This is a genomic window from Saccharopolyspora sp. NPDC045839, assembly GCF_056431645.1.
In genome coordinates this window covers 222,830-241,343 of sequence record NZ_JBWKKH010000010.1, presented here as the reverse complement: position 1 = coordinate 241,343, position 18,514 = coordinate 222,830, and the positions used below count along the sequence as shown (strand labels likewise).

At 70.2% G+C, this 18,514-nt stretch carries 14 protein-coding genes; 9 read left to right on the top strand and 5 right to left on the bottom strand.

All coding sequences use genetic code 11. From position 1 onward, the window contains the following. The first annotated feature begins 182 nt into the window (after positions 1–182). From AC07EQ_RS17300 to AC07EQ_RS17270, 7 genes are all read left to right on the top strand, one after another. The gene (locus AC07EQ_RS17300) at positions 183–977 is read left to right on the top strand and encodes a type III pantothenate kinase (RefSeq protein ID WP_358567185.1); all 795 of its coding nucleotides are present in this window, start codon (positions 183–185) and stop codon (positions 975–977) included. Between the two features lie 398 nt (positions 978–1,375). After that, positions 1,376–2,830 (top strand): lysine--tRNA ligase, encoded by a 1,455-nt coding sequence (gene lysS / locus AC07EQ_RS17295; protein ID WP_478388935.1) that lies wholly within the window; start codon positions 1,376–1,378, stop codon positions 2,828–2,830. A gap of 184 nt (positions 2,831–3,014) precedes the next feature. Next, positions 3,015–3,368 (top strand): histone-like nucleoid-structuring protein Lsr2, encoded by a 354-nt coding sequence (locus AC07EQ_RS17290; protein WP_478388917.1) that lies wholly within the window; start codon positions 3,015–3,017, stop codon positions 3,366–3,368. Between the two features lie 289 nt (positions 3,369–3,657). Then, entirely contained in the window at positions 3,658–4,740 is a 1,083-nt protein-coding gene (locus AC07EQ_RS17285; protein WP_478388916.1) for a FecCD family ABC transporter permease, read from the top strand. Beyond that, positions 4,737–5,828 carry a FecCD family ABC transporter permease gene (locus AC07EQ_RS17280; protein ID WP_478388915.1) on the top strand — a complete coding sequence of 364 codons (1,092 nt, stop codon included), beginning with the start codon at positions 4,737–4,739 and terminating at the stop codon, positions 5,826–5,828. The genes AC07EQ_RS17285 and AC07EQ_RS17280 overlap by 4 nt, the downstream gene beginning before the upstream one ends. Beyond that, entirely contained in the window at positions 5,825–6,697 is an 873-nt protein-coding gene (locus tag AC07EQ_RS17275; protein WP_478388914.1) for an ABC transporter ATP-binding protein, read from the top strand. The genes AC07EQ_RS17280 and AC07EQ_RS17275 overlap by 4 nt, the downstream gene beginning before the upstream one ends. Positions 6,698–6,940: 243 nt before the next feature. After that, positions 6,941–9,493 (top strand): ATP-dependent Clp protease ATP-binding subunit, encoded by a 2,553-nt coding sequence (locus tag AC07EQ_RS17270; protein ID WP_478388913.1) that lies wholly within the window; start codon positions 6,941–6,943, stop codon positions 9,491–9,493. Between the two features lie 127 nt (positions 9,494–9,620). Here the strand turns inward: AC07EQ_RS17270 and AC07EQ_RS17265 are convergent, their stop codons facing one another. Next, positions 9,621–10,346 carry a DedA family protein gene (locus tag AC07EQ_RS17265; protein ID WP_478388912.1) on the bottom strand — a complete coding sequence of 242 codons (726 nt, stop codon included), beginning with the start codon at positions 10,344–10,346 and terminating at the stop codon, positions 9,621–9,623. 361 nt (positions 10,347–10,707) lie between these two features. Between AC07EQ_RS17265 and AC07EQ_RS17260 the strand changes: the two genes are divergently transcribed. Beyond that, positions 10,708–13,884, top strand: coding sequence for a BTAD domain-containing putative transcriptional regulator (locus AC07EQ_RS17260; protein WP_478388911.1), 3,177 nt, complete (start codon positions 10,708–10,710; stop codon positions 13,882–13,884). Between the two features lie 300 nt (positions 13,885–14,184). Here AC07EQ_RS17260 and AC07EQ_RS17255 read toward each other — a convergent pair whose 3' ends face one another. Both AC07EQ_RS17255 and AC07EQ_RS17250 read right to left on the bottom strand, forming a co-directional pair. After that, complete coding sequence (locus AC07EQ_RS17255) at positions 14,185–15,006, bottom strand: ABC transporter permease (RefSeq protein ID WP_478388910.1); 822 nt, start codon at positions 15,004–15,006, stop codon at positions 14,185–14,187. Then, positions 15,003–15,956: an ATP-binding cassette domain-containing protein gene (locus tag AC07EQ_RS17250; protein WP_478388909.1), complete on the bottom strand. Its 954-nt coding sequence runs from the start codon at positions 15,954–15,956 to the stop codon at positions 15,003–15,005. The genes AC07EQ_RS17255 and AC07EQ_RS17250 overlap by 4 nt, the downstream gene beginning before the upstream one ends. Positions 15,957–16,039: 83 nt before the next feature. On the opposite strand from AC07EQ_RS17250, the gene AC07EQ_RS17245 reads away from it, so the two are divergent. Beyond that, the gene (locus AC07EQ_RS17245) at positions 16,040–17,041 is read left to right on the top strand and encodes an endonuclease/exonuclease/phosphatase family protein (RefSeq protein WP_478388908.1); all 1,002 of its coding nucleotides are present in this window, start codon (positions 16,040–16,042) and stop codon (positions 17,039–17,041) included. 98 nt (positions 17,042–17,139) lie between these two features. Here the strand turns inward: AC07EQ_RS17245 and AC07EQ_RS17240 are convergent, their stop codons facing one another. Both AC07EQ_RS17240 and AC07EQ_RS17235 read right to left on the bottom strand, forming a co-directional pair. Continuing rightward, positions 17,140–17,448, bottom strand: a complete 309-nt coding sequence (locus tag AC07EQ_RS17240) for an antibiotic biosynthesis monooxygenase family protein (RefSeq protein ID WP_093267950.1) — start codon at positions 17,446–17,448, stop codon at positions 17,140–17,142. Between the two features lie 69 nt (positions 17,449–17,517). Continuing rightward, complete coding sequence (locus AC07EQ_RS17235) at positions 17,518–18,486, bottom strand: DUF1444 domain-containing protein (RefSeq protein ID WP_478388907.1); 969 nt, start codon at positions 18,484–18,486, stop codon at positions 17,518–17,520. Positions 18,487–18,514: the final 28 nt, after the last annotated feature.

The following is an 18,514-nucleotide window of genomic DNA, read 5'->3' as shown; positions in this document are numbered from 1 at the left end:
AAGACGGCAAACCTTCTCGGAAAAAATCAGGAACATGATTGTTGCTCGGGTTTTGGGGTTTCCAAAAAGCGGGGGGTTGGGTTTTTTTGTGGGACAACAAAAAACAAAAAACCCCCACGGCCCCGAGCGGACGGAGACGTCGAACTCGACCCGGCACGAATCTCCCGAAGGGACGAACGACGGTGCTGCTCGCCATCGACGTCGGAAACACCAACATCGTGCTCGGCCTCTACGCCGACCGCCCGGATGCCGACGTCGCGAAGACGCTGGTGCGGGACTGGCGGATGCGCACCGAGCCGCGGATGACCGCCGACGAGATGGCGCTGACCATGCGCGGGCTGCTCGGCGACTACGCGGAGGAGATCACCGGCATCGCGGCGCTGTCCACAGTGCCCGCGCTGCTGCGCGAGCTCCGCGTGATGCTCGGCCGTTACTGGAGCGACGTGCCGCGCGTGGTCGTGGAACCGGGCGTGCGCACCGGGGTGCCGCTGCTGGTGGACAACCCGAAGGAGGTCGGCGCCGACCGGGTGATCAACACCCTGGCGGCGCACCACCTGCACGCGACGAACTGCGTGGTGGTCGACTTCGGCACGTCCACGAACATCGACGTGATCTCGTCCAAGGGCGAGTTCCTGGGCGGCGCGTTCGCCCCGGGCATCGAGATCTCGCTGGACGCGCTGGCCTCCCGGGCCGCGCAGCTGCGCAAGGTCGAGCTGGTCCGCCCGCGCTCCGTGATCGGCAAGAACACCGTGGAGTGCCTGCAGTCCGGCATCCTCTTCGGATTCGCCGGCCAGGTGGACGGGCTGGTGCGCCGCATCGTCGCCGAGCTGGAGTCCACCCACGGCGGCCCCACCACGGTCCTCGCCACGGGCGGCCTGGCGCCGCTGGTGGTCACCGAATCCACGACGATCACCCACCACGTCCCGGACCTGACGCTGCTGGGCCTCCGCCTCGTCTTCGACCGCAACTTCCGCTGACCCCCGGCACTCGCGAACACCTCGGACCGCTACAGCGGTCGCCCGGGATGTTGCCGGACAGGAGTCAACGGCCTGTTCACCTCGCCTATCGGCACGAACGGTCCGTTCACTCCACTCCGAAGCGGCGCCCGACCGACGTTGGGGGATGAAGCGAACGGACCGTTCACTTCACCTATCGAAGCGAACAGGCCGTTCACTCCCGCCGGCGAGCATGCGCCACCGCGCGAAACGAGTTCTCGCACCGGGCGTGAAACGGGCCGTGTGGTGTCAACCGCTGAAAGGACGCCTGGTGGCGGCGTCGCGGAGGGCGAAACGTACCCTTGGAGGCCGTGACTGACCAGGACCTTCCCAACCCTCCGGCAACCAGCGCTGACGGCGTCGACGATCTGCCGGAACAGATGCGGATCCGGCGGGAGAAGCGGGAGCGCCTGCTCGCCGCCGGAGTCGACCCCTACCCGGTGAACCTGCCGATCACGCACGGCCTCGCCGAGGTGCGCGGCGCGTACCCGGACCTGGAGCCCGACACCGCCACCGGCGACCAGGTCGGCGTCGCGGGCCGCGTGATGTTCTTGCGCAACACCGGAAAGCTCTGCTTCGCCACGCTGCGCGCCGGCGACGGGACCGAGCTGCAGGCCATGCTCAGCCTCAAGCAGGTCGGTGAGGACTCGCTGGCGGCCTGGAAGGCCGATGTCGACCTCGGCGACCACGTCTTCGTGCACGGCGAGGTGATCACCTCCCGGCGCGGCGAGCTGTCCGTGATGGCAGACGAATGGCGGATGGCGGCCAAGACGCTGCGCCCGCTGCCGGTGATGCACAAGGACCTCGGCGAGGAAACCCGCGTCCGGCAGCGCTACGTCGATCTGATCGTGCGGAAGCAGGCCGCCGACACGGTGCGCACCCGCGCCGCGGTTCAGCGATCGCTGCGGGATTCGTTCGATCGGCGCGGTTTCGTCGAGGTGGAAACCCCGATGTTGCAGACGCTGCAAGGCGGTGCCGCGGCTCGCCCGTTCACGACGCATTCCAACGCCTTCGACATCGACCTGTTCCTGCGGATCGCGCCGGAGTTGTATCTGAAGCGATGCGTGGTCGGCGGGATCGAGAAGGTTTTCGAGATCAACCGGAACTTCCGCAACGAGGGCAGTGATTCTTCCCACTCGCCGGAGTTCGCGATGTTGGAGTTCTACCAGGCGTATGCCGATTACAACGACATGGCCGAGCTCACCAGGTCGCTGATCCAGGAAGCGGCCGAGGCGGTCGCGGGTTCGCAGGTGGTCACCTGGTTCGACGGGACCGAGTACGACTTGTCCGGCGAGTGGGCGTCGCTGCGGATGTACGACTCCTTGTCGGAAGCGCTGGATTCGGAGATCACCCCGGAAACTCCGGTGGAGGCGCTGCGCAAGCACGCGGACTCCTACGGATTGCAGACCGATCCCAAGCACGGCCACGGAAAGCTCGTCGAGGAGCTGTGGGAGCACCTGGTCGGCGATCATTTGACCGCGCCGACGTTCGTTCGCGACTTCCCGTTGGAGACCTCCCCGCTGACCCGGCAGCACCGCACCGAGCCGGGCGTGGCGGAGAAATGGGATCTGTACGTTCGCGGGTTCGAGCTCGGGACCGGATACTCCGAACTCGTCGACCCGGTCGTGGAGCGCGCTCGCCTCGAGGAACAGGCCGCACTCGCGGCCGCCGGAGACGACGAGGCCATGCCGATCGACGAGGACTTTCTCCGCGCCCTGGAGTACGGAATGCCGCCCAGCGGCGGGGTCGGAATCGGTATCGACCGGTTGTTGATGGCGTTGACCGGTCTCGGTATCCGGGAGACGATCCTGTTCCCGCTGGTCCGGCCGGAATGACCCGATCAGGGCGGGAGGCGGTGAATTTTCCGGCCCGGGTGAGTGCATTGTCGCAGTTACTGCGCTAACCTGTGCTCAGAATGTTCCGGTGACGGCTTATTGACGTACTCGCAAGGGAGTTGCGCTCCTGGCGAGGTCGCTGTCCCGCTATTGCACATTTTTTGCTCCGGGGAGGACTTCGAAGATGGCGCAGAAGGTCACAGTCACCCTTGTCGACGATCTCGACGGCGGGCAGGCGGATGAAACCGTCGAGTTCGGATTGGACGGCGTCGCCTACCAGATCGACCTTTCCGCCGACAATGCCGGTGAGTTGCGGGATGCGCTCGCGAACTACGTCTCGAACGCGCGCCGGGCGGGCGGGCGGAAGAAGCCGGGTCCGCGCCCGGGTGCCGCGGCGCGTGCCGCCGGCGGTTCCACGAGTGCCGATCGCGAGCAGAACCAGGCCATTCGGGAATGGGCTCGCAAGCGCGGCCTGAAGGTGTCGGACCGGGGCCGTATCCCCGCCGACATCGTCGAGCAGTACCACCAGGCGAACTGAAGTAACCGACGCCGAGGGGCGTTTGCGGGCCGATGGGCCCCGCAAACGCCCCTCGTTGCGTTCGGATAACTCTAATCGCCGCATAACGGGCCGAAAAGTGGCGATTGATCAACGCGAGATCTTGTCCGATTGTGGCCCGGGTTGCCCTTTTTCCCGGTTGCCCCGGCGCCGGTAGACAGCCGCCCTCCGCCGGCGTGTGACATCGGACATTCCGGCCCACCCTGTTGGTTCGGCCTTAGGTGGGCCTAACCTAAGTGCGGTCCGGACGGGTGAGCAGAGGGAGTGGGACGTGAGTCGCAGCGTGGCCGTCGACGGCCCTCCCGGGTCCGAGCAGGCCGCGGCGTCCACAGCTGCCGGTGGCGAACGCCTGCGACAACGCCGGCGCCGCCGGGTCACGGGCATCGTCGTCCTGCTGGTCGTGCTCGCGGTCAGCTGCGTGCTCAGCGTGGTGATCGGCGCCAAGACGATTCCGCTGGCGGACGTGTGGGCCGGGCTGTTCGCGCCGACCGGCACGGAGAACGACCTGATCATCCGCGAGCTCCGGGTGCCGCGCACCGTGGTCGGCGTCCTCGCGGGCGCGGCGCTGGGCCTGGCCGGCGCGCTGATGCAGGGCCACACCCGCAACCCGATCGCCGACCCGGGCATCCTCGGCATCACGCAGGGCGCGGCGCTGGCCGTCGTGCTCGCGGTCTACACCTTCGGCGTCACGACGCTGCTCGGCTTCATCTGGTTCGGCTTCGCCGGCGCGATGCTGGGCGCGCTCGCGGTGTTCGCGATCGGCTCCCTCGGCCGCGGCGGCCCGACCCCGGTGACGCTGGCGCTGGCCGGCACCGCGATCAGCCACCTCCTGCAGGCCATCACCTCGGCGCTGGTGATCTCCGACCAGCAGACCATGGACACCTACCGGTTCTGGAAGGTCGGCTCCATCGCGATCACCGATACCGCGGTGATCCCCCAGGTGCTGCCGTTCCTGGCGGTGGGCGTGGTGCTGGCGCTGGCCAACGCGTCGAGCCTCAACGCCCTGTCGCTCGGCGACGACGTGGCCCGCTCGCTCGGCCACCGCGTCGAGTGGGCCCGCCGGACGGGCATCGCCGCGATCGCGATCCTGGTCGGCGGCGCGGTCGCGATCTGCGGGCCGATCGGGTTCGTCGGGCTGATCGTGCCGCACGTGGCCCGCTACTTCACCGGCGCCGACTACCGCTGGCTGCTGCCGTTCGCCGGGCTGCTGGGCGCGTCGCTGGTGCTGCTCGCCGACGTGCTCGGCCGGGTCGTGGCGCGGCCGTCCGAAGTGCAGGTCGGGGTGATGCTGGCGATGGTCGGCGCACCGTTCTTCATCGCGCTCGTGCGCCGCCGGAAGTTGGTGCGGTTGTGACCCAGGTCCTCGAAGACGAGCAGCCGGGCGTCTCCGGTCGCCGGCCGGTCCGGGTGGGCCCGTTCTCCGGCGTGCTGCGCTTGCGGCCGCTGGTGGCGCTGCTGGGCGGCCTGGTCGTGCTGCTGGCCGTGTTCGTGCTCAACGTCGGCCTCGGCGAGTACCAGATCAGCCCGCTGGAGGTGCTCGACACGCTGTTCGGCGGCGGCGACCGGGCGCAGCAGATCATCATCTGGGAGCTGCGGCTGCCGAGGTCGCTGACCGGCCTGCTGGTCGGCGCCGCGCTCGGCCTCGCCGGCGCGATCATGCAGGCCCTCGCCCGCAACCCGCTGGCCAGCCCGGACATGCTCGGCATCACCTGGGGCGCGGGCACCGCCGCGACGCTGGTGATCGTGCTCGGCGGCACCGCGGGCAGCCTCGCGGGCGCGCTGGCCGACTACGGCCTGCCGCTGGTGGCGCTGGCGGGCGGGCTGGTCACCGGCATCGCCGTCTACGGGCTGGCGTACCGCCGCGGCGTGGACTCCTTCCGGTTGGTGCTGGTCGGCGTCGGCGTCAGCGCGCTGGCGGGCAACGCGACCTACTGGCTGCTCACCGTCGGCGACGTCACCGAGGCGAGCCGGGCCATGGTGTGGCTGACCGGCAGCCTCAACGCGCGCGGCTGGGAGCACGTCATCCCGGTGGGGATCGCCCTGGTCGTGCTGATCCCGCTGGCCCTGATCGGCGCACACGTGCTCGGCGCGCTGCAGTTCGACGACGACACGGTGCGCGGCCTGGGCGTCCGGATGGACTTCTCGCGCGGCGTGCTGCTGCTGGCCTCGGTCGCGCTGGCGTCGATCGCCACCGCCGCGGCCGGGCCGATCCAGTTCGTCGCGCTGGCCACCCCGCAGATCGCGCTGCGCGTGGCGCGCACCTCGCGGCCGCCGCTGCTCACCTCAGCGGTGCTCGGCGCCGCGCTCGTCGTCGGTTCGGACGTGATCTCCCGGACCGCCTTCGGCGGCACCGAGCTGCCGGTCGGCATCATCACCGCCATCCTCGGCGCCCCGTACCTCATCTACCTGCTCGTTCGTCGGTACCGGGAGGCCCGCGCATGACCGCATCCGCCACGTCCAAGACGACCGACGACGGACGCGCGATGCCTTCTGGCGACCGGCAGCGGCTGCACGCCACCGACCTGCAGCTGGCCTACGGCGACCGCGTCATCGTCGACGGCCTGGACTTCGACGTCGTGGACGGCACCATCACCGCGGTGATCGGCCCGAACGGCTGCGGCAAGTCGACGCTGCTGCGCGCGCTGGGCCGGCTGCTGAACCCGCGGCGCGGCAGCGTGCTGCTGGACGGCAAGCAGATCCACAAGATGTCCACCAAGGAAGTCGCCAGGGTGCTCGGGGTGCTCCCGCAGTCGCCGGTGGCGCCGGAGGGCCTGACCGTCGCCGACCTGGTCGCCCGCGGCAGGCACCCGCACCAGTCCTGGTACCGGCAGTGGTCCTCCGACGACGAGTCGGCGGTGGCCGAGGCGCTGGGCATGACCGGCATCGCCGACCTCGCCGACCGCACCCTGGACGAGCTCTCCGGCGGCCAGCGGCAGCGCGCCTGGCTGTCCATGGCGCTGGCGCAGGGCACCGACCTGCTGCTGCTCGACGAGCCGACCACCTACCTGGACCTCTCGCACCAGGTGGACGTGCTGGAGCTGGTCGGGCAGCTGCACGACGAGAGCGGTCGCACCGTCGTGATGGTGCTGCACGACCTGAACCTGGCCGCCCGCTACGCCGACCGGCTGGTGGCGATGAAGGCCGGCGCGATCGTCGCCGAGGGCGCGCCGGGCGAGGTGCTCACCGAGGAGTTGCTGGCCGAGGTGTTCGGGCTGAAGGCGCGGGTGATTGCTGATCCCGTCGCGGGTACCCCGATGGTGGTGCCGATCGGCGGGAGGCGTGGCGCGTCCGCCGATCAGTCCAAGAAGTAAGACCTGTTCGCGCTGAGCGGACAGGGCCATCCGATCGGTCCAAATCCGGAATCTCGCAGGCCAGCGTGCCGTTGGTCAGGGTGCCGGACAAGAATGTGGGCAGTAGGCCGTAGCGGGCACGGACCGCGACCGGGTGGGGCTACTACAGTGGTCCTCAAGAGTGCTGAACCCGTCGTGGGCATCGGCGATGCAGGAGCCGTGCCCAGCCAACGAGACCGCCGGCGCAGCAGTCAGGGAGTGCGAATGTTCGAGAGGTTCACCGACCGCGCGAGGCGGGTGGTCGTCCTGGCCCAAGAAGAGGCCCGGATGCTCAACCACAACTACATCGGCACCGAGCACATTCTCCTGGGCTTGATCCACGAGGGTGAGGGTGTCGCCGCCAAGGCGTTGGAGTCGCTGGGTATCGCGCTTGAGGGCGTGCGCCAACAGGTCGAGGAGATCATCGGCCAGGGGCAGCAGGCCCCCAGCGGACACATCCCGTTCACCCCACGGGCCAAGAAGGTGCTGGAGCTGTCGTTGCGCGAGGCGCTGCAGCTCGGCCACAACTACATCGGGACCGAGCACATCCTGCTCGGGCTGATCCGCGAGGGCGAGGGCGTCGCCGCTCAGGTGCTCGTCAAGCTCGGTGCGGACCTCAACCGGGTGCGCCAGCAGGTGCTGCAGCTGCTCTCGGGCTACCAGGGCAAGGAGCCCGCGGAGGCCGGCGGCCGCGGCGAGGGCACCCCGTCGTCGTCGCTGGTGCTGGACCAGTTCGGCCGCAACCTCACGCAGAGCGCCCGCGAGGGCAAGCTCGACCCGGTGATCGGCCGGGAGAAGGAAATCGAGCGGATCATGCAGGTCCTCTCGCGGCGCACCAAGAACAACCCGGTGCTCATCGGCGAGGCCGGCGTCGGCAAGACGGCGGTCGTGGAGGGGCTGGCCCAGAAGGTCGTCAAGGGCGAGGTGCCCGAGACGCTGAAGGACAAGCAGCTCTACACCCTGGACCTGGGTTCGCTGGTCGCCGGTTCCCGGTACCGCGGTGACTTCGAAGAGCGCCTGAAGAAGGTGCTCAAGGAGATCAAGACCCGCGGCGACATCATCCTGTTCATCGACGAGATCCACACCCTGGTCGGCGCGGGCGCCGCCGAGGGTGCGATCGATGCGGCGAGCATCCTCAAGCCGATGCTGGCCCGCGGCGAGCTGCAGACCATCGGTGCCACCACGCTCGAGGAGTACCGGAAGTACGTCGAGAAGGACCCGGCCCTGGAGCGCCGCTTCCAGCCGATCCAGGTCGGCGAGCCGTCGCTGCAGCACACCGTCGAGATCCTCAAGGGCCTGCGGGACCGCTACGAGGCGCACCACCGGGTGTCGATCACCGACTCCGCGCTGGTCGCCGCGGCGACCCTGGCCGACCGCTACATCAACGACCGCTTCCTGCCGGACAAGGCGATCGACCTGATCGACGAGGCCGGCGCCCGGATGCGCATCCGCCGCATGACCGCGCCGCCGGACCTGCGCGAGTTCGACGAGAAGATCGCCGACGTGCGCCGGGAGAAGGAGTCCGCGATCGACGCGCAGGACTTCGAGCGGGCCGCCCGCCTGCGGGACGAGGAGAAGCAGCTCCTCGGCCAGAAGGAGGAGCGGGAGAAGCAGTGGAAGGCCGGTGACCTCGACGTGGTCGCCGAGGTCGATGACGAGCAGATCGCCGAGGTGCTGGCGAACTGGACGGGCATCCCGGTGTTCAAGCTCACCGAGGAGGAGACGACCCGCCTGCTGCGCATGGAGGACGAGCTCCACAAGCGGATCATCGGCCAGGACGACGCGGTCAAGGCCGTGTCGCAGGCGATCCGCCGCACCCGCGCGGGCCTGAAGGACCCGAAGCGGCCGTCGGGGTCGTTCATCTTCGCCGGGCCGTCGGGCGTCGGCAAGACCGAGCTGTCGAAGGCGCTGGCGGAGTTCCTGTTCGGGGACGACGACGCGCTGGTCCAGATCGACATGGGCGAGTTCCACGACCGCTACACCGCCTCGCGGCTGTTCGGTGCCCCTCCGGGCTACGTCGGCTACGAGGAGGGCGGCCAGCTCACCGAGAAGGTCCGGCGCAAGCCGTTCTCGGTGGTGCTCTTCGACGAGATCGAGAAGGCGCACCAGGAGATCTACAACACGCTGCTGCAGGTGTTGGAGGACGGCCGCCTGACCGACGGTCAGGGCCGCACGGTCGACTTCAAGAACACGGTGCTGATCTTCACCTCGAACCTCGGCACGCAGGACATCTCCAAGGCCGTCGGCCTGGGCTTCTCCAGTGGTCAGGGCGCTGAGTCCAACTACGAGCGGATGAAGTCCAAGGTCAACGAGGAGATGAAGAAGCACTTCCGGCCGGAGTTCCTCAACCGCATCGACGACGTGATCGTCTTCCACCAGCTCACCGAGCAGGAGATCATCCAGATGGTCGACCTGCTCTCGGGTCGGGTGGAGAAGGCGCTCAAGGCCAAGGACATGGCCCTGGAGCTGACCGACAAGGCGAAGAAGCTGCTGGCCAAGCGCGGGTTCGACCCGGTGCTGGGCGCGCGGCCGCTGCGCCGGACGATCCAGCGGGAGATCGAGGACAAGCTGTCCGAGAAGATCCTGTTCGGCGAGATCCAGCCGGGTCAGATCGTGATCGTCGACGTCGAGGGCTGGGACGGCGAAGGCGCCGACGACAAGGCGCACTTCACCTTCCGCGGCGAGCAGAAGCCGTCGCTGGTCCCGGACGCCCCGCCGGTCGCGGTCTCGGCCGCCTCCGATGAGAAGTCCGAGGGCTCGGACTCCGAGTCCGCCTGACGCAAGACCCAGAAGGCCCCGCGCTCCACGGCGCGGGGCCTTCTGCTGTGCTCGACTCCTGTTAGGGGCTCGTGAGCACTGTGGGGCGTTATGGCAGCCCAAAGTACTCACGAGGGCTGTGGCCCGGTCAGCGGATGCGGCGGATCTCCTCGGTCGGGGCCTCGGCGGGCACCCGGGCGAGGCGGACCGTGGGGGCCTCCGAGAGCTGGCGTTCGCGGCGGTTGTTGCGGATGCGGATCGCGATGAACGCCGCGACCGTCAGGATCGCCGTGATCAGGACCGCGCGGGAGAACAGCCCCGCGTACTCCTCGACGAGGTACCAGCTCTGGCCCAGCAGGTAGCCCGCCAGCACGAAGACGGTGTTCCAGATCAGGCTGCCGAGCGTGGTGAACAGGGCGAACGTGGCCAGGCGCATGCGTTCGACGCCGGCCGGGAGCGAGATGAAGCTGCGGAACAGCGGGATCATCCGGCCGAAGAAGACCGCCTTGATGCCGTGCTTGGCGAACCACGCCTCGGTCCGGTCGATGTCGGAGATCTTCACCAGCGGGATCTTGGCGGCGATGGCGCGGGTGCGGTCGCGGCCCAGCGTCGCGCCGATGCCGTAGAGCGCCAGCGCGCCGATCAGCGAGCCGAGCGTCGTCCACAGGATCGCGCCGATCACGGACATGTTGCCCTGGCTGGCGGTGAATCCGGCCAGCGGCAGGATCACCTCGGACGGGATGGGCGGGAACAGGTTCTCCAAGGCGACGATCATTCCTGCTCCCGGCCCGCCGAGGACCTCCATCACGGAGATCACCCAGGCGGCGAAGCCGGTCGGTTCGGCGGAGGTGGCGGCCAGGGTCGTCAGATCCATTCGAGCGGCTCCGGTAGCGCCCCGCCCGGACGGTGTGGAGCACGTCGGCGTGCGAGCCGTGCCGGCGGAACATGATCGGTGGTATGTCCGTTTCTTCCATGATTCCAGCCTGCGGCGGTACTCCGGCCCGACGGGGGGTGATCTACCCCATAATTCGCGGGCTCCGCTCACCCGGGGCGGTTTCCGATTTTGCCTAAAATTGGACCGGCCCAACCGGGCAGAACGGGCTCCGATTTTGCCTAAAATTGGGCGCCCCCGGCGCGTCGGGCACCCGATGACCTCTCGGGTTTCGCCGTGCGGCCGCGTGCGCAACGCCCGAAATGGCGGGCGTCGGGTCGGTCCCTTCTGCGAAGCTGGTGCGGTGCGCGTGGCGTTGCTGGGGCCCTTTCGGCTGAACGCACCCGACGGTCGGGCGATAGCGGTCGGCGGCCTCCGGGTGCGGATGCTCCTCGCGCGACTCGCGCTCGACGCCGGCCGCACCGTCTCCACCGAGCTCCTCATCGCCGACCTCTGGGGCTCCGCCCAGCCGGCCGGCGCGCTGAACGCGCTCCAGTCGCTGGTGTCTCGCGCGCGCCGCGCGCTCGCGGGCGAGCTGTCCTTGCGCTCCGACCAGTCGGGCTACGCCCTCCTGGTGGATCCCGACGACGTCGACGCCATCCGCTTCGCCGCGCTCGCGGCAGAGGGTCGCCGCCTGCTCCGCAGCGGCCGGCACGATGCCGCCGCTGCCACGCTCCGCGAGGCGCTGGAGTTGTGGCACGGGGATGCGCTCGTCGACTTCGTCGACGCGCCGTTCGCCGAGGCGCAGGCGGCGCGGTTGGGGGAGCTGAGCATCGCCGCGGTCGAGGATCGGGCGGAGGCCGATCTCGGTGCCGGTCGGCATGCCGATCTGGTGCCCGAGCTGGAGGGGCTTTGCGCGCGCTTTCCGCTGCGCGAGCGGCTCACGGCGCTGCGCGTTCGCGCGCTCTACGCGAGCGGCAGGCAGGCCGATGCGCTTGTCGCTTACGAGGCATTGCGGCGCCGTTTGGACCAGGAGCTCGGGGTGTCGCCGTCGCAGGAGCTCCGGGATCTGCAGGTCGCGCTGCTGCGCGGCGATCCCGGCCTGGTGCCGCGTCCGGCACCGCGGCCGGAGCCGGATTCGCGCGACGAGCTGCGGTGGGCGCCGATCCGGCCGGTGCTGCCGACCCGGTTGAGCAGTTTCGTCGGCCGGGAGCGGGAGATCGAGCGGGTTCGCGCGGAGCTGGCGGATTCCCGGCTGGTCACCCTGTTCGGTCCCGGCGGCGCGGGGAAGACGCGGTTGGCGGTCGAGACCGCCGCCGGGATGTCGGATCGGCGGGTGTGGTTCGTCGAGCTCGCGCCGGTGCGGGACGGGCAGGACGTGACTGCGGCGGTGCTCGCCGCGCTCGGGGTGCGCGAGACCCGGCTGCTGGAATCGCCGATGAAGCACGCGTTGAACCGGGCGGCGGACCTGTTCTCGGCGGAGCCGGCGCTGCTGGTGCTGGACAACTGCGAGCAGGTGATCGAGGCCGCCGCCGAGTTCGTGCAGGAGGTGCTGAGCCGGGCCCCGCAGCTGCGGGTCGTGGCGACCAGCAGGGAGCCGTTGGCGCTCACCGGCGAGCGGCTGCTGCCGGTCGGGCCGTTGGAGCTGCCGGAGGCCGAGGACGCGGCGCCGGAGGCCGCGGCGGTCCGGCTGTTCGTGGATCGGGCGGCCGCCGCCCGGCCCGGTTTCGCGCTCGGCGACGGCAACACCCGCGACGTGGTGGAGATCTGCCGTCGGCTGGACGGCATGCCGCTGGCGATCGAGCTGGCGGCGGCCCGGCTGCGGGCGATGAGCGTCCGGCAGGTCGCCGAGCGGCTCGACGACCGATTCCGGTTGCTCACCAGCGGAAATCGCACCGCCATGCCGCGGCACCGGACGCTGCGCGCGGTGGTGGAGTGGAGCTGGGACCTGCTGACCGAGCGGGAGCAGGTGCTGGCCGGGCGGATGTCGGTGTTCGCCGGGTATGCCTCGGCCGACGCGATCTCCGCGGTGTGCGCCGACGCCGGGATGCCTGCCGCGGACGTGTTCTACGTGCTCGTCCCGCTGGTGGAGAAGTCCCTGGTGGAGGCGGTCGATTCGGAACTCGGCATGCGGTACCGGATGCTGGAGACGGTGCGCGCGTTCTGCGCCGAGAAGCTCGCCGCGGCCGGGGAGAAGGACGCCCTGCGCAGCTCGCACGCGACGTACTTCGTCGAGTTCGCCGAGTCCGCCGCGCCCCGGCTGCACGACGCGGAGCAGATCGACTGGCTGAACCGGCTGGACGCCGACCACGACAACATCATCGCCGCGCTGCACTGGGCGACGGAATCCGGCGACGCGGACCGGGGATTCCGGTTGTGCGCGGCGCTGAGCTGGTACTGGTCGATGTCCGCGCAGCACGACGAGCTGAAGGGCCGCTTGGAAGAGGTGGCCGCCCTGCCGGGCGCGGCGCCGCCGGAGAGCCGGGCGGTCGTCGACCTGATGCTGGTGCTGGCCGTCGACTCCAACCCCGACTGGGTCGAGGGCCTGCGCACCGCGGTGACCGCTACCCGCGACACCGGCGCGAGCTTCCGCTACCTGTACGCGTCGGTGATGGAACCGATCGGCTGGATGCTGATCCGCGAACAGTCCGAATTGGACAGATGCGTCAAGCGGGCGCTGCAGCACCCGCACCCGTGGGTGCGGGCCGCCGGCCTGTTCTGCCGGGGATTCGGCGCGGAGCACAACGGGAATCCCATCGCCGGGGAGAAGGACATGCTCGCCGCGCGCACCGAGTTCCGCGCCATCGGCGACCGGTGGGGCAGCGCGCAGACCACCACGAGCATCGCCGAGTTCCGGTCGCGGCGCGGCGACCACGAGGGCGCGATCGAGGCGTTCCAGGAATCCGTCGAGACGTTCCGCGAACTGCGCGCCACCGAGGATCTGGTGCCCGCGCTGGCGCGGATCGGCATGGAGCGGCTGCGCGGCGGAGACCTCGACGGGGCGCGCGCCGACCTGCTGCGCGCCGAGCGCATCGGCCGGAACAGGTTCCTCTACCACCAGATCGCGGCGCTGACCGGACTCGCCGAGGTCGCCCGGCATTCTGGCGACCGGGACCAGGCCCGCGACTACCTGGCCGCGGCGCGCGCGGCGCTGGCGGAGGCGGCGACGACGTCGGAGCCGCTGCGGCAGATGGAACTGCTCGGCGAAGCGCGGCTGCGCCTCGACGAAGGCGAGCCCGGCGAGGCGCTGGCACTGCTCGCCGAAGCCCTCGCCGTGGGACTGGCGCTCCGCGACATGCCGCTGAACGCGACCATCGCGGAGCAAGCGGCACGCGTGGAGTTCGCCGCCGGCCGGCCGCAGCGGGCGGCACGCCTGATCGGCATCGCCACCGTGCTGCGCGGCCTGGTCGACGAAGGAGACCCCGAAGTGCGAGCGCTGCTGCGCGAGCTGGCCGGAGAGCACCGCGAAGAGCGCGACGGCGCAGCCGCGCTCTCGCGGGACGACGCCTTCGCGGAGCTTCGCGACGCGTTGGGGGGTTGAGGGGCGTCAGCCCCGAATCGGGCGGAGGCTTTGCCGGACCTGCGGTCGGTCCCTCCCGCCCCCGACGCGGGAGGGACCGACCGCAGGCGGACATGAGGATTATTCCGCTCCGGTCGGGGACACCTCCCGGGGACCACCGATAACGCCGTCGTCACCGCTGGTCAGGCACCATGCGCGCGTGTTCGCGGTCCGGTTTCCGCTGGTCACGGGGGCCGTGCGCGTTTTGTGCTGCTATGGCGACACAAAACGCGCACGGCTCTCTGCCTGCGGAAACGCCGCTCCGGAGTGCGGCGCCGTCGGTCACATCCGGCGGCGGTACGCCCACATCGCCAGCGGGAAGAACACCGCCACGATCGCGACCATCCAGATCAGCGTCGCCGTCAGCGGCCCGGCGACCGGCCCGCCGATCATCAGGCCGCGCGCGGTGTCCGCGAGCTTGGTGACCGGGTTGATGCTCACCCACGCCTGCAGCCAGCCCGGCATCGTCTCGGTCGGCACGAACACGTTGCTGCCCATGGTCAGCGGGAACATGAACGCCATGGCCACGCCGGGCAGCGCCTGCTGGTTCTTGATCAGCATCCCGAGGAACACCGAGATCCAGCACATCGCCAGCGCGAAGGCGATCACCACCACGATCGCGGCCAGCGCGGACAGCGGATCGGTCTGGATGCGGAAGCCCATGATGGTGGCGAAGACCAGCAGCACCGCCAGCGCCACCAGGTAGCGCACGATGTCGCCCAGCACCGCGCCGATCAGCGGCGCCGACCGCGCCACCGGCAGGCTGCGGAACCGGTCGAACACGCCCTTGGAGATGTCGGTGTTGAGCGCCCAGCCGGTGCCGAGGCTGGCGAAGACCATGTTCATCGCCATCACACCGGGCAGTGTGAGCTGCAGGTATCCCGAGGTGTCCCCACCGTTGATCGCCCCGCCGAAGAGGTAGACGAACATGACCAGGAACAGGATCGGCTGGATGGTGACGTCGATCAGGCCCTCGGGCGACTTGCGGATCTTGAGGATGCTGCGCCCGGCCAGCGTCAGGCCGTGCCGCAGCGCGCGGATCGGGCCGATGCGCTCCGAGGCGGTCGTCGGCGCGGCCGGCGGGCGTTCGATCGTGGCGGTCATGCGGCGGTCTCCTCCTCGGCGGCCTTGCCGGTGATGGCCAGGAACACCTCGTCCAGGCTGGGCAGGCGCAGCGCGAGCTCGTCGGCGGTGATCCCGGCGTCGTCGAGCCGGCGGACCAGGGTGGACAGCAGCACCGGGTCGTCGACCGGCGTGGTCAGCAGCCCGCTGTCGTCGTTCGTCGACGGTTCGGCGCCGGTCAGCTCGGCGAGGATCCGGCGCACCGCGGGCACGTTCGCCAGATCGGTCGGCCGCACCTGCAGGGTCTGGCCGCCGACGCGGCGCTTGAGCTCGTCGGCGCGGCCGTCGGCGACCACCCGGCCGTGGTCGATCACGCTGATCCGGTCGGCCAGCTGATCGGCTTCCTCCAGGTACTGGGTGGTCAGCAGCACCGTCACGCCCTCGGCGGAGAGCGTGCGCACCATGTCCCACACCTGGTTGCGGCTGCGCGGGTCGAGCCCGGTGGTGGGCTCGTCGAGGTAGAGGATCTCGGGGCGGCCGACCAGGCTCGCCGCGAGGTCCAGGCGGCGCCGCATGCCGCCGGAGTAGGTCTTGATGGCGCGGCCGCCGGCGTCGGTGAGGCCGAACCGCTCCAGCAGTTCGGCCGCCCGCGCCTTGGCGTCGCGCTTCGGCATTTCCAGCAACCGGCCGATGAGCACCAGGTTCTCGATGCCGGTGAGCTCCTCGTCGACCGAGGCGTACTGGCCGGTGAGCCCGATGCGGCTGCGCACCGCGACCGGCTGGCGGAGCACGTCGTAGCCCGCGACGGTCGCGGTGCCCGCATCCGGCCGCAGCAACGTGGCCAGGATCCGGACCGCGGTGGTCTTGCCCGCACCGTTGGGGCCGAGCACGCCGAGGATCGTTCCCGCCGGCACGGCGAGATCCACCCCGGCCAGCGCGGTGGTGGAGCCGAATCGTTTGACCAGACCCTCGGCCTGGATCGCGAATGACATGCTTTCACCCTCCGGGGGGATGCTGACAGCCCGCGCACAGCTCGCTGACAGGCTGGGTGACGCGGACGACATGGGGAGCCAGGATGGATCGGACGTTGGTCGTCGAGCCGGAGCGGGACGACCCGCCGCGGCGCAAGCCCGGTGGCCGCGTGGTCACGGTGCTGCTGGTGCTGGCCGCGATCGGCCTGCTGGCCTGGGCGACGCTGCCGCTGTCGGGCTGGGACAGCGGCCGGTACCTGGTGGCGCTGGCGGCGTTGACCCAGTACGCGGCGCTGTCCGGCATCGTGCTGGCGCTGCTCGCCGTGATCCTGCGGCGCTGGTTGACCGCGCTCGTCGTCGGCCTGGCGACCGCGATCCTGGTGCTCTCCGTCGCGCCGCGCGCCATTCCGGACGCGACTCCGGCGCAGGGCGTTGCGCTGCGGGTGATGTCGCTGAACGGCTTCTTCGGCGGGGCGGATGCCGCGCAGGTCGTGGACATCGTGCGGCAGAACCAGGTCGACGTGCTGAGCCTGCAGGAACTCACGCCCGAGCTGGTGGCCGCGCTGGACGCCGCCGGGCTCGCCGAGACGCTGCCGCACCGGGTGTTCCAGCCGGGGCCCAAGGCGGACGGCTCCGGGATCGCGTCGCGCTACCCGCTGAAGGAACTGTCGCTGGTGCCGGATTCGACGCTGGCCCAGCCATCGGCGCGGGTGCAGCGGCCGGGCTCACCGGCTTTCGAGATCGTCGCGGTGCACCCGCTGTACCCGATGGGCCGGGACACGGCCGAGGTCTGGGACCGCGAGATGCGCGGGCTGCCGGCGCCGGCCACCGACGGCACGCCCCGGATGCTGGTCGGCGACTTCAACGCCACCCTCGACCACACCCGGCTCAAGTACTTGATCGGCCAGGGCTACACCGACGTCGCCGAGGCCACCGGCGACGGCCTGCACCCGACCTGGCCGGGCCCGGGCACCTGGTTCCCGCCGCCGGTCACGATCGACCACGTGCTCACCAGCGGCGGCATCGCGCCCCAGTCGTTCCGCACCGTCGACGTGGCCGGCGCCGACCACCGCGCGATCCTCGCCACGGTCGTCCTGACCGGCTGATCGCTGCGCCGCAGGTCAGTGCCCGTGAGTGCTTTGGGTTGCTATAGCGACACAAAACACTCACGGGTCCTGAACAGCCGGAACGGCTACCCGGCCGGTCACTTGCCGGGGTGGGACTCCTGGACGAGCTCGAACTCCAGCAGGCTGGACCCGCTGGCCACCGGGTTCTTGGCCTCGCCCGCGTGCGCCTCCTTCGCCGGGCCGCTGGCCCACGCCTGGAACGCCTCCTCGGACTCCCACTTCGTGTACACGAAGTAGCGGTTCTCGCCCTTCACCGGGCGCAGCAGCTCGAACCCGAGGAACCCGGGAGCGCTGTCCACCGAGCCGTGCCGCGAAGCGAACCGCTTCTCCAGCTCCGGGCCGGCACCTTCAGGGATCTCGATCGCATTGATCTTCACAACAGCCATGCAGCCAGCCTACGAGCCCGCCGCGACCACCGGCGACCGCACGGCCCGAGGCAGCCGCCGGCCCCGCCCCTACCCGACCGGTTCTGCCTCGCCGTCGTGCTGGTCGTCGTCCGGCTCGGACTCCTCGAACCTGCTGAACTCGCCGTTCTGGTACCAGTAGGTGCTGTCGCCGATGTCGTAGCCGATTTCGGCCGCATCGACGTGATCGCGCGCCACCTCGGAGACCGCGGTGACGACCAGGTCCAGCATGTCGGGCTCGGGCACCTCCGCCACGAGCACGGAGTCCTGCGCGGGAACGGCCAGCACCACTCCGCGCTCCGCCAACTCCGGCTCGATCTCGTCGAGCAGCAGCGCCCACGGGGCGTTCTCGGCGGTCAGCACCGTGATCGTCGCGACCGGCTCCCCGTCCTCATCGGACAGCTCGACGGACACCTCGCCCCACTCCGGGGTCTCCTCCTCCCGGCGCAGGTTCGCGAGAGCCGCCTCGACCAGCTGCTCGGGCTCCACGCCCCAGGCCTGCACCGCCGCGTTGTGCACCTGGGTGTCGATCTCGGGCTCGTCCTCGTCCGCCGATGGCGCGTCCGCTACGACCAGCCCGATCCAGAGCCCGTCGGCCAGCGGCAGCCGGAACCACTCCTCGGACTCGTCGGGCTCCTCCGACTCGTCCGTTTCGCAGCGCGGGCTTCCGTCGAACAGGTGGATCCGCAGGAGATCCCGCACCTGCTCGAAGGATGCCTGCTCCAGCCATTCCGACTGGGCCTCCGCCATGCTCCACGCGTCGATCTGGCCGAAGCAAATGCCCTCCCAGTCCTCACGCGGTGCTTCCGCGCACCGCTTGGCGAGCTGTTCGAGCCGGAACTCGTAGACGTCGGAGTAGGCCCCCGAGACCAACTCGACGAAGCCCGATTCGAGGTGCTGCCCTCCCGCGCCGAAGCAGTCGCAAGCGTCGTCGACCTCTTTGCGGAACGCCTCGAACTGCTCGGCGTCGAAGCCGCCGCGCCACTCCGGGATCTCCACCGCAGCAAAAGTTTGTGCCATGTGGCCGAACGCTAGCGAAGCCCGATGA

Excerpts from the sequence above, each read along its gene's own strand:
- AC07EQ_RS17235 (WP_478388907.1), bottom strand. The coding sequence starts at position 18,486 with ATGGCACAAACTTTTGCTGCGGTGGAGATCCCGGAGTGGCGCGGCGGC.
- AC07EQ_RS17255 (WP_478388910.1), bottom strand. The coding sequence starts at position 15,006 with ATGACCGCCACGATCGAACGCCCGCCGGCCGCGCCGACGACCGCCTCG.
- AC07EQ_RS17275 (WP_478388914.1), top strand. The coding sequence starts at position 5,825 with ATGACCGCATCCGCCACGTCCAAGACGACCGACGACGGACGCGCGATG.
- AC07EQ_RS17270 (WP_478388913.1), top strand. The coding sequence starts at position 6,941 with ATGTTCGAGAGGTTCACCGACCGCGCGAGGCGGGTGGTCGTCCTGGCC.
- AC07EQ_RS17290 (WP_478388917.1), top strand. The coding sequence starts at position 3,015 with ATGGCGCAGAAGGTCACAGTCACCCTTGTCGACGATCTCGACGGCGGG.
- lysS (WP_478388935.1), top strand. The coding sequence starts at position 1,376 with ATGCGGATCCGGCGGGAGAAGCGGGAGCGCCTGCTCGCCGCCGGAGTC.
- AC07EQ_RS17245 (WP_478388908.1), top strand. The coding sequence starts at position 16,040 with ATGGATCGGACGTTGGTCGTCGAGCCGGAGCGGGACGACCCGCCGCGG.
- AC07EQ_RS17250 (WP_478388909.1), bottom strand. The coding sequence starts at position 15,956 with ATGTCATTCGCGATCCAGGCCGAGGGTCTGGTCAAACGATTCGGCTCC.
- AC07EQ_RS17265 (WP_478388912.1), bottom strand. The coding sequence starts at position 10,346 with ATGGATCTGACGACCCTGGCCGCCACCTCCGCCGAACCGACCGGCTTC.
- AC07EQ_RS17240 (WP_093267950.1), bottom strand. The coding sequence starts at position 17,448 with ATGGCTGTTGTGAAGATCAATGCGATCGAGATCCCTGAAGGTGCCGGC.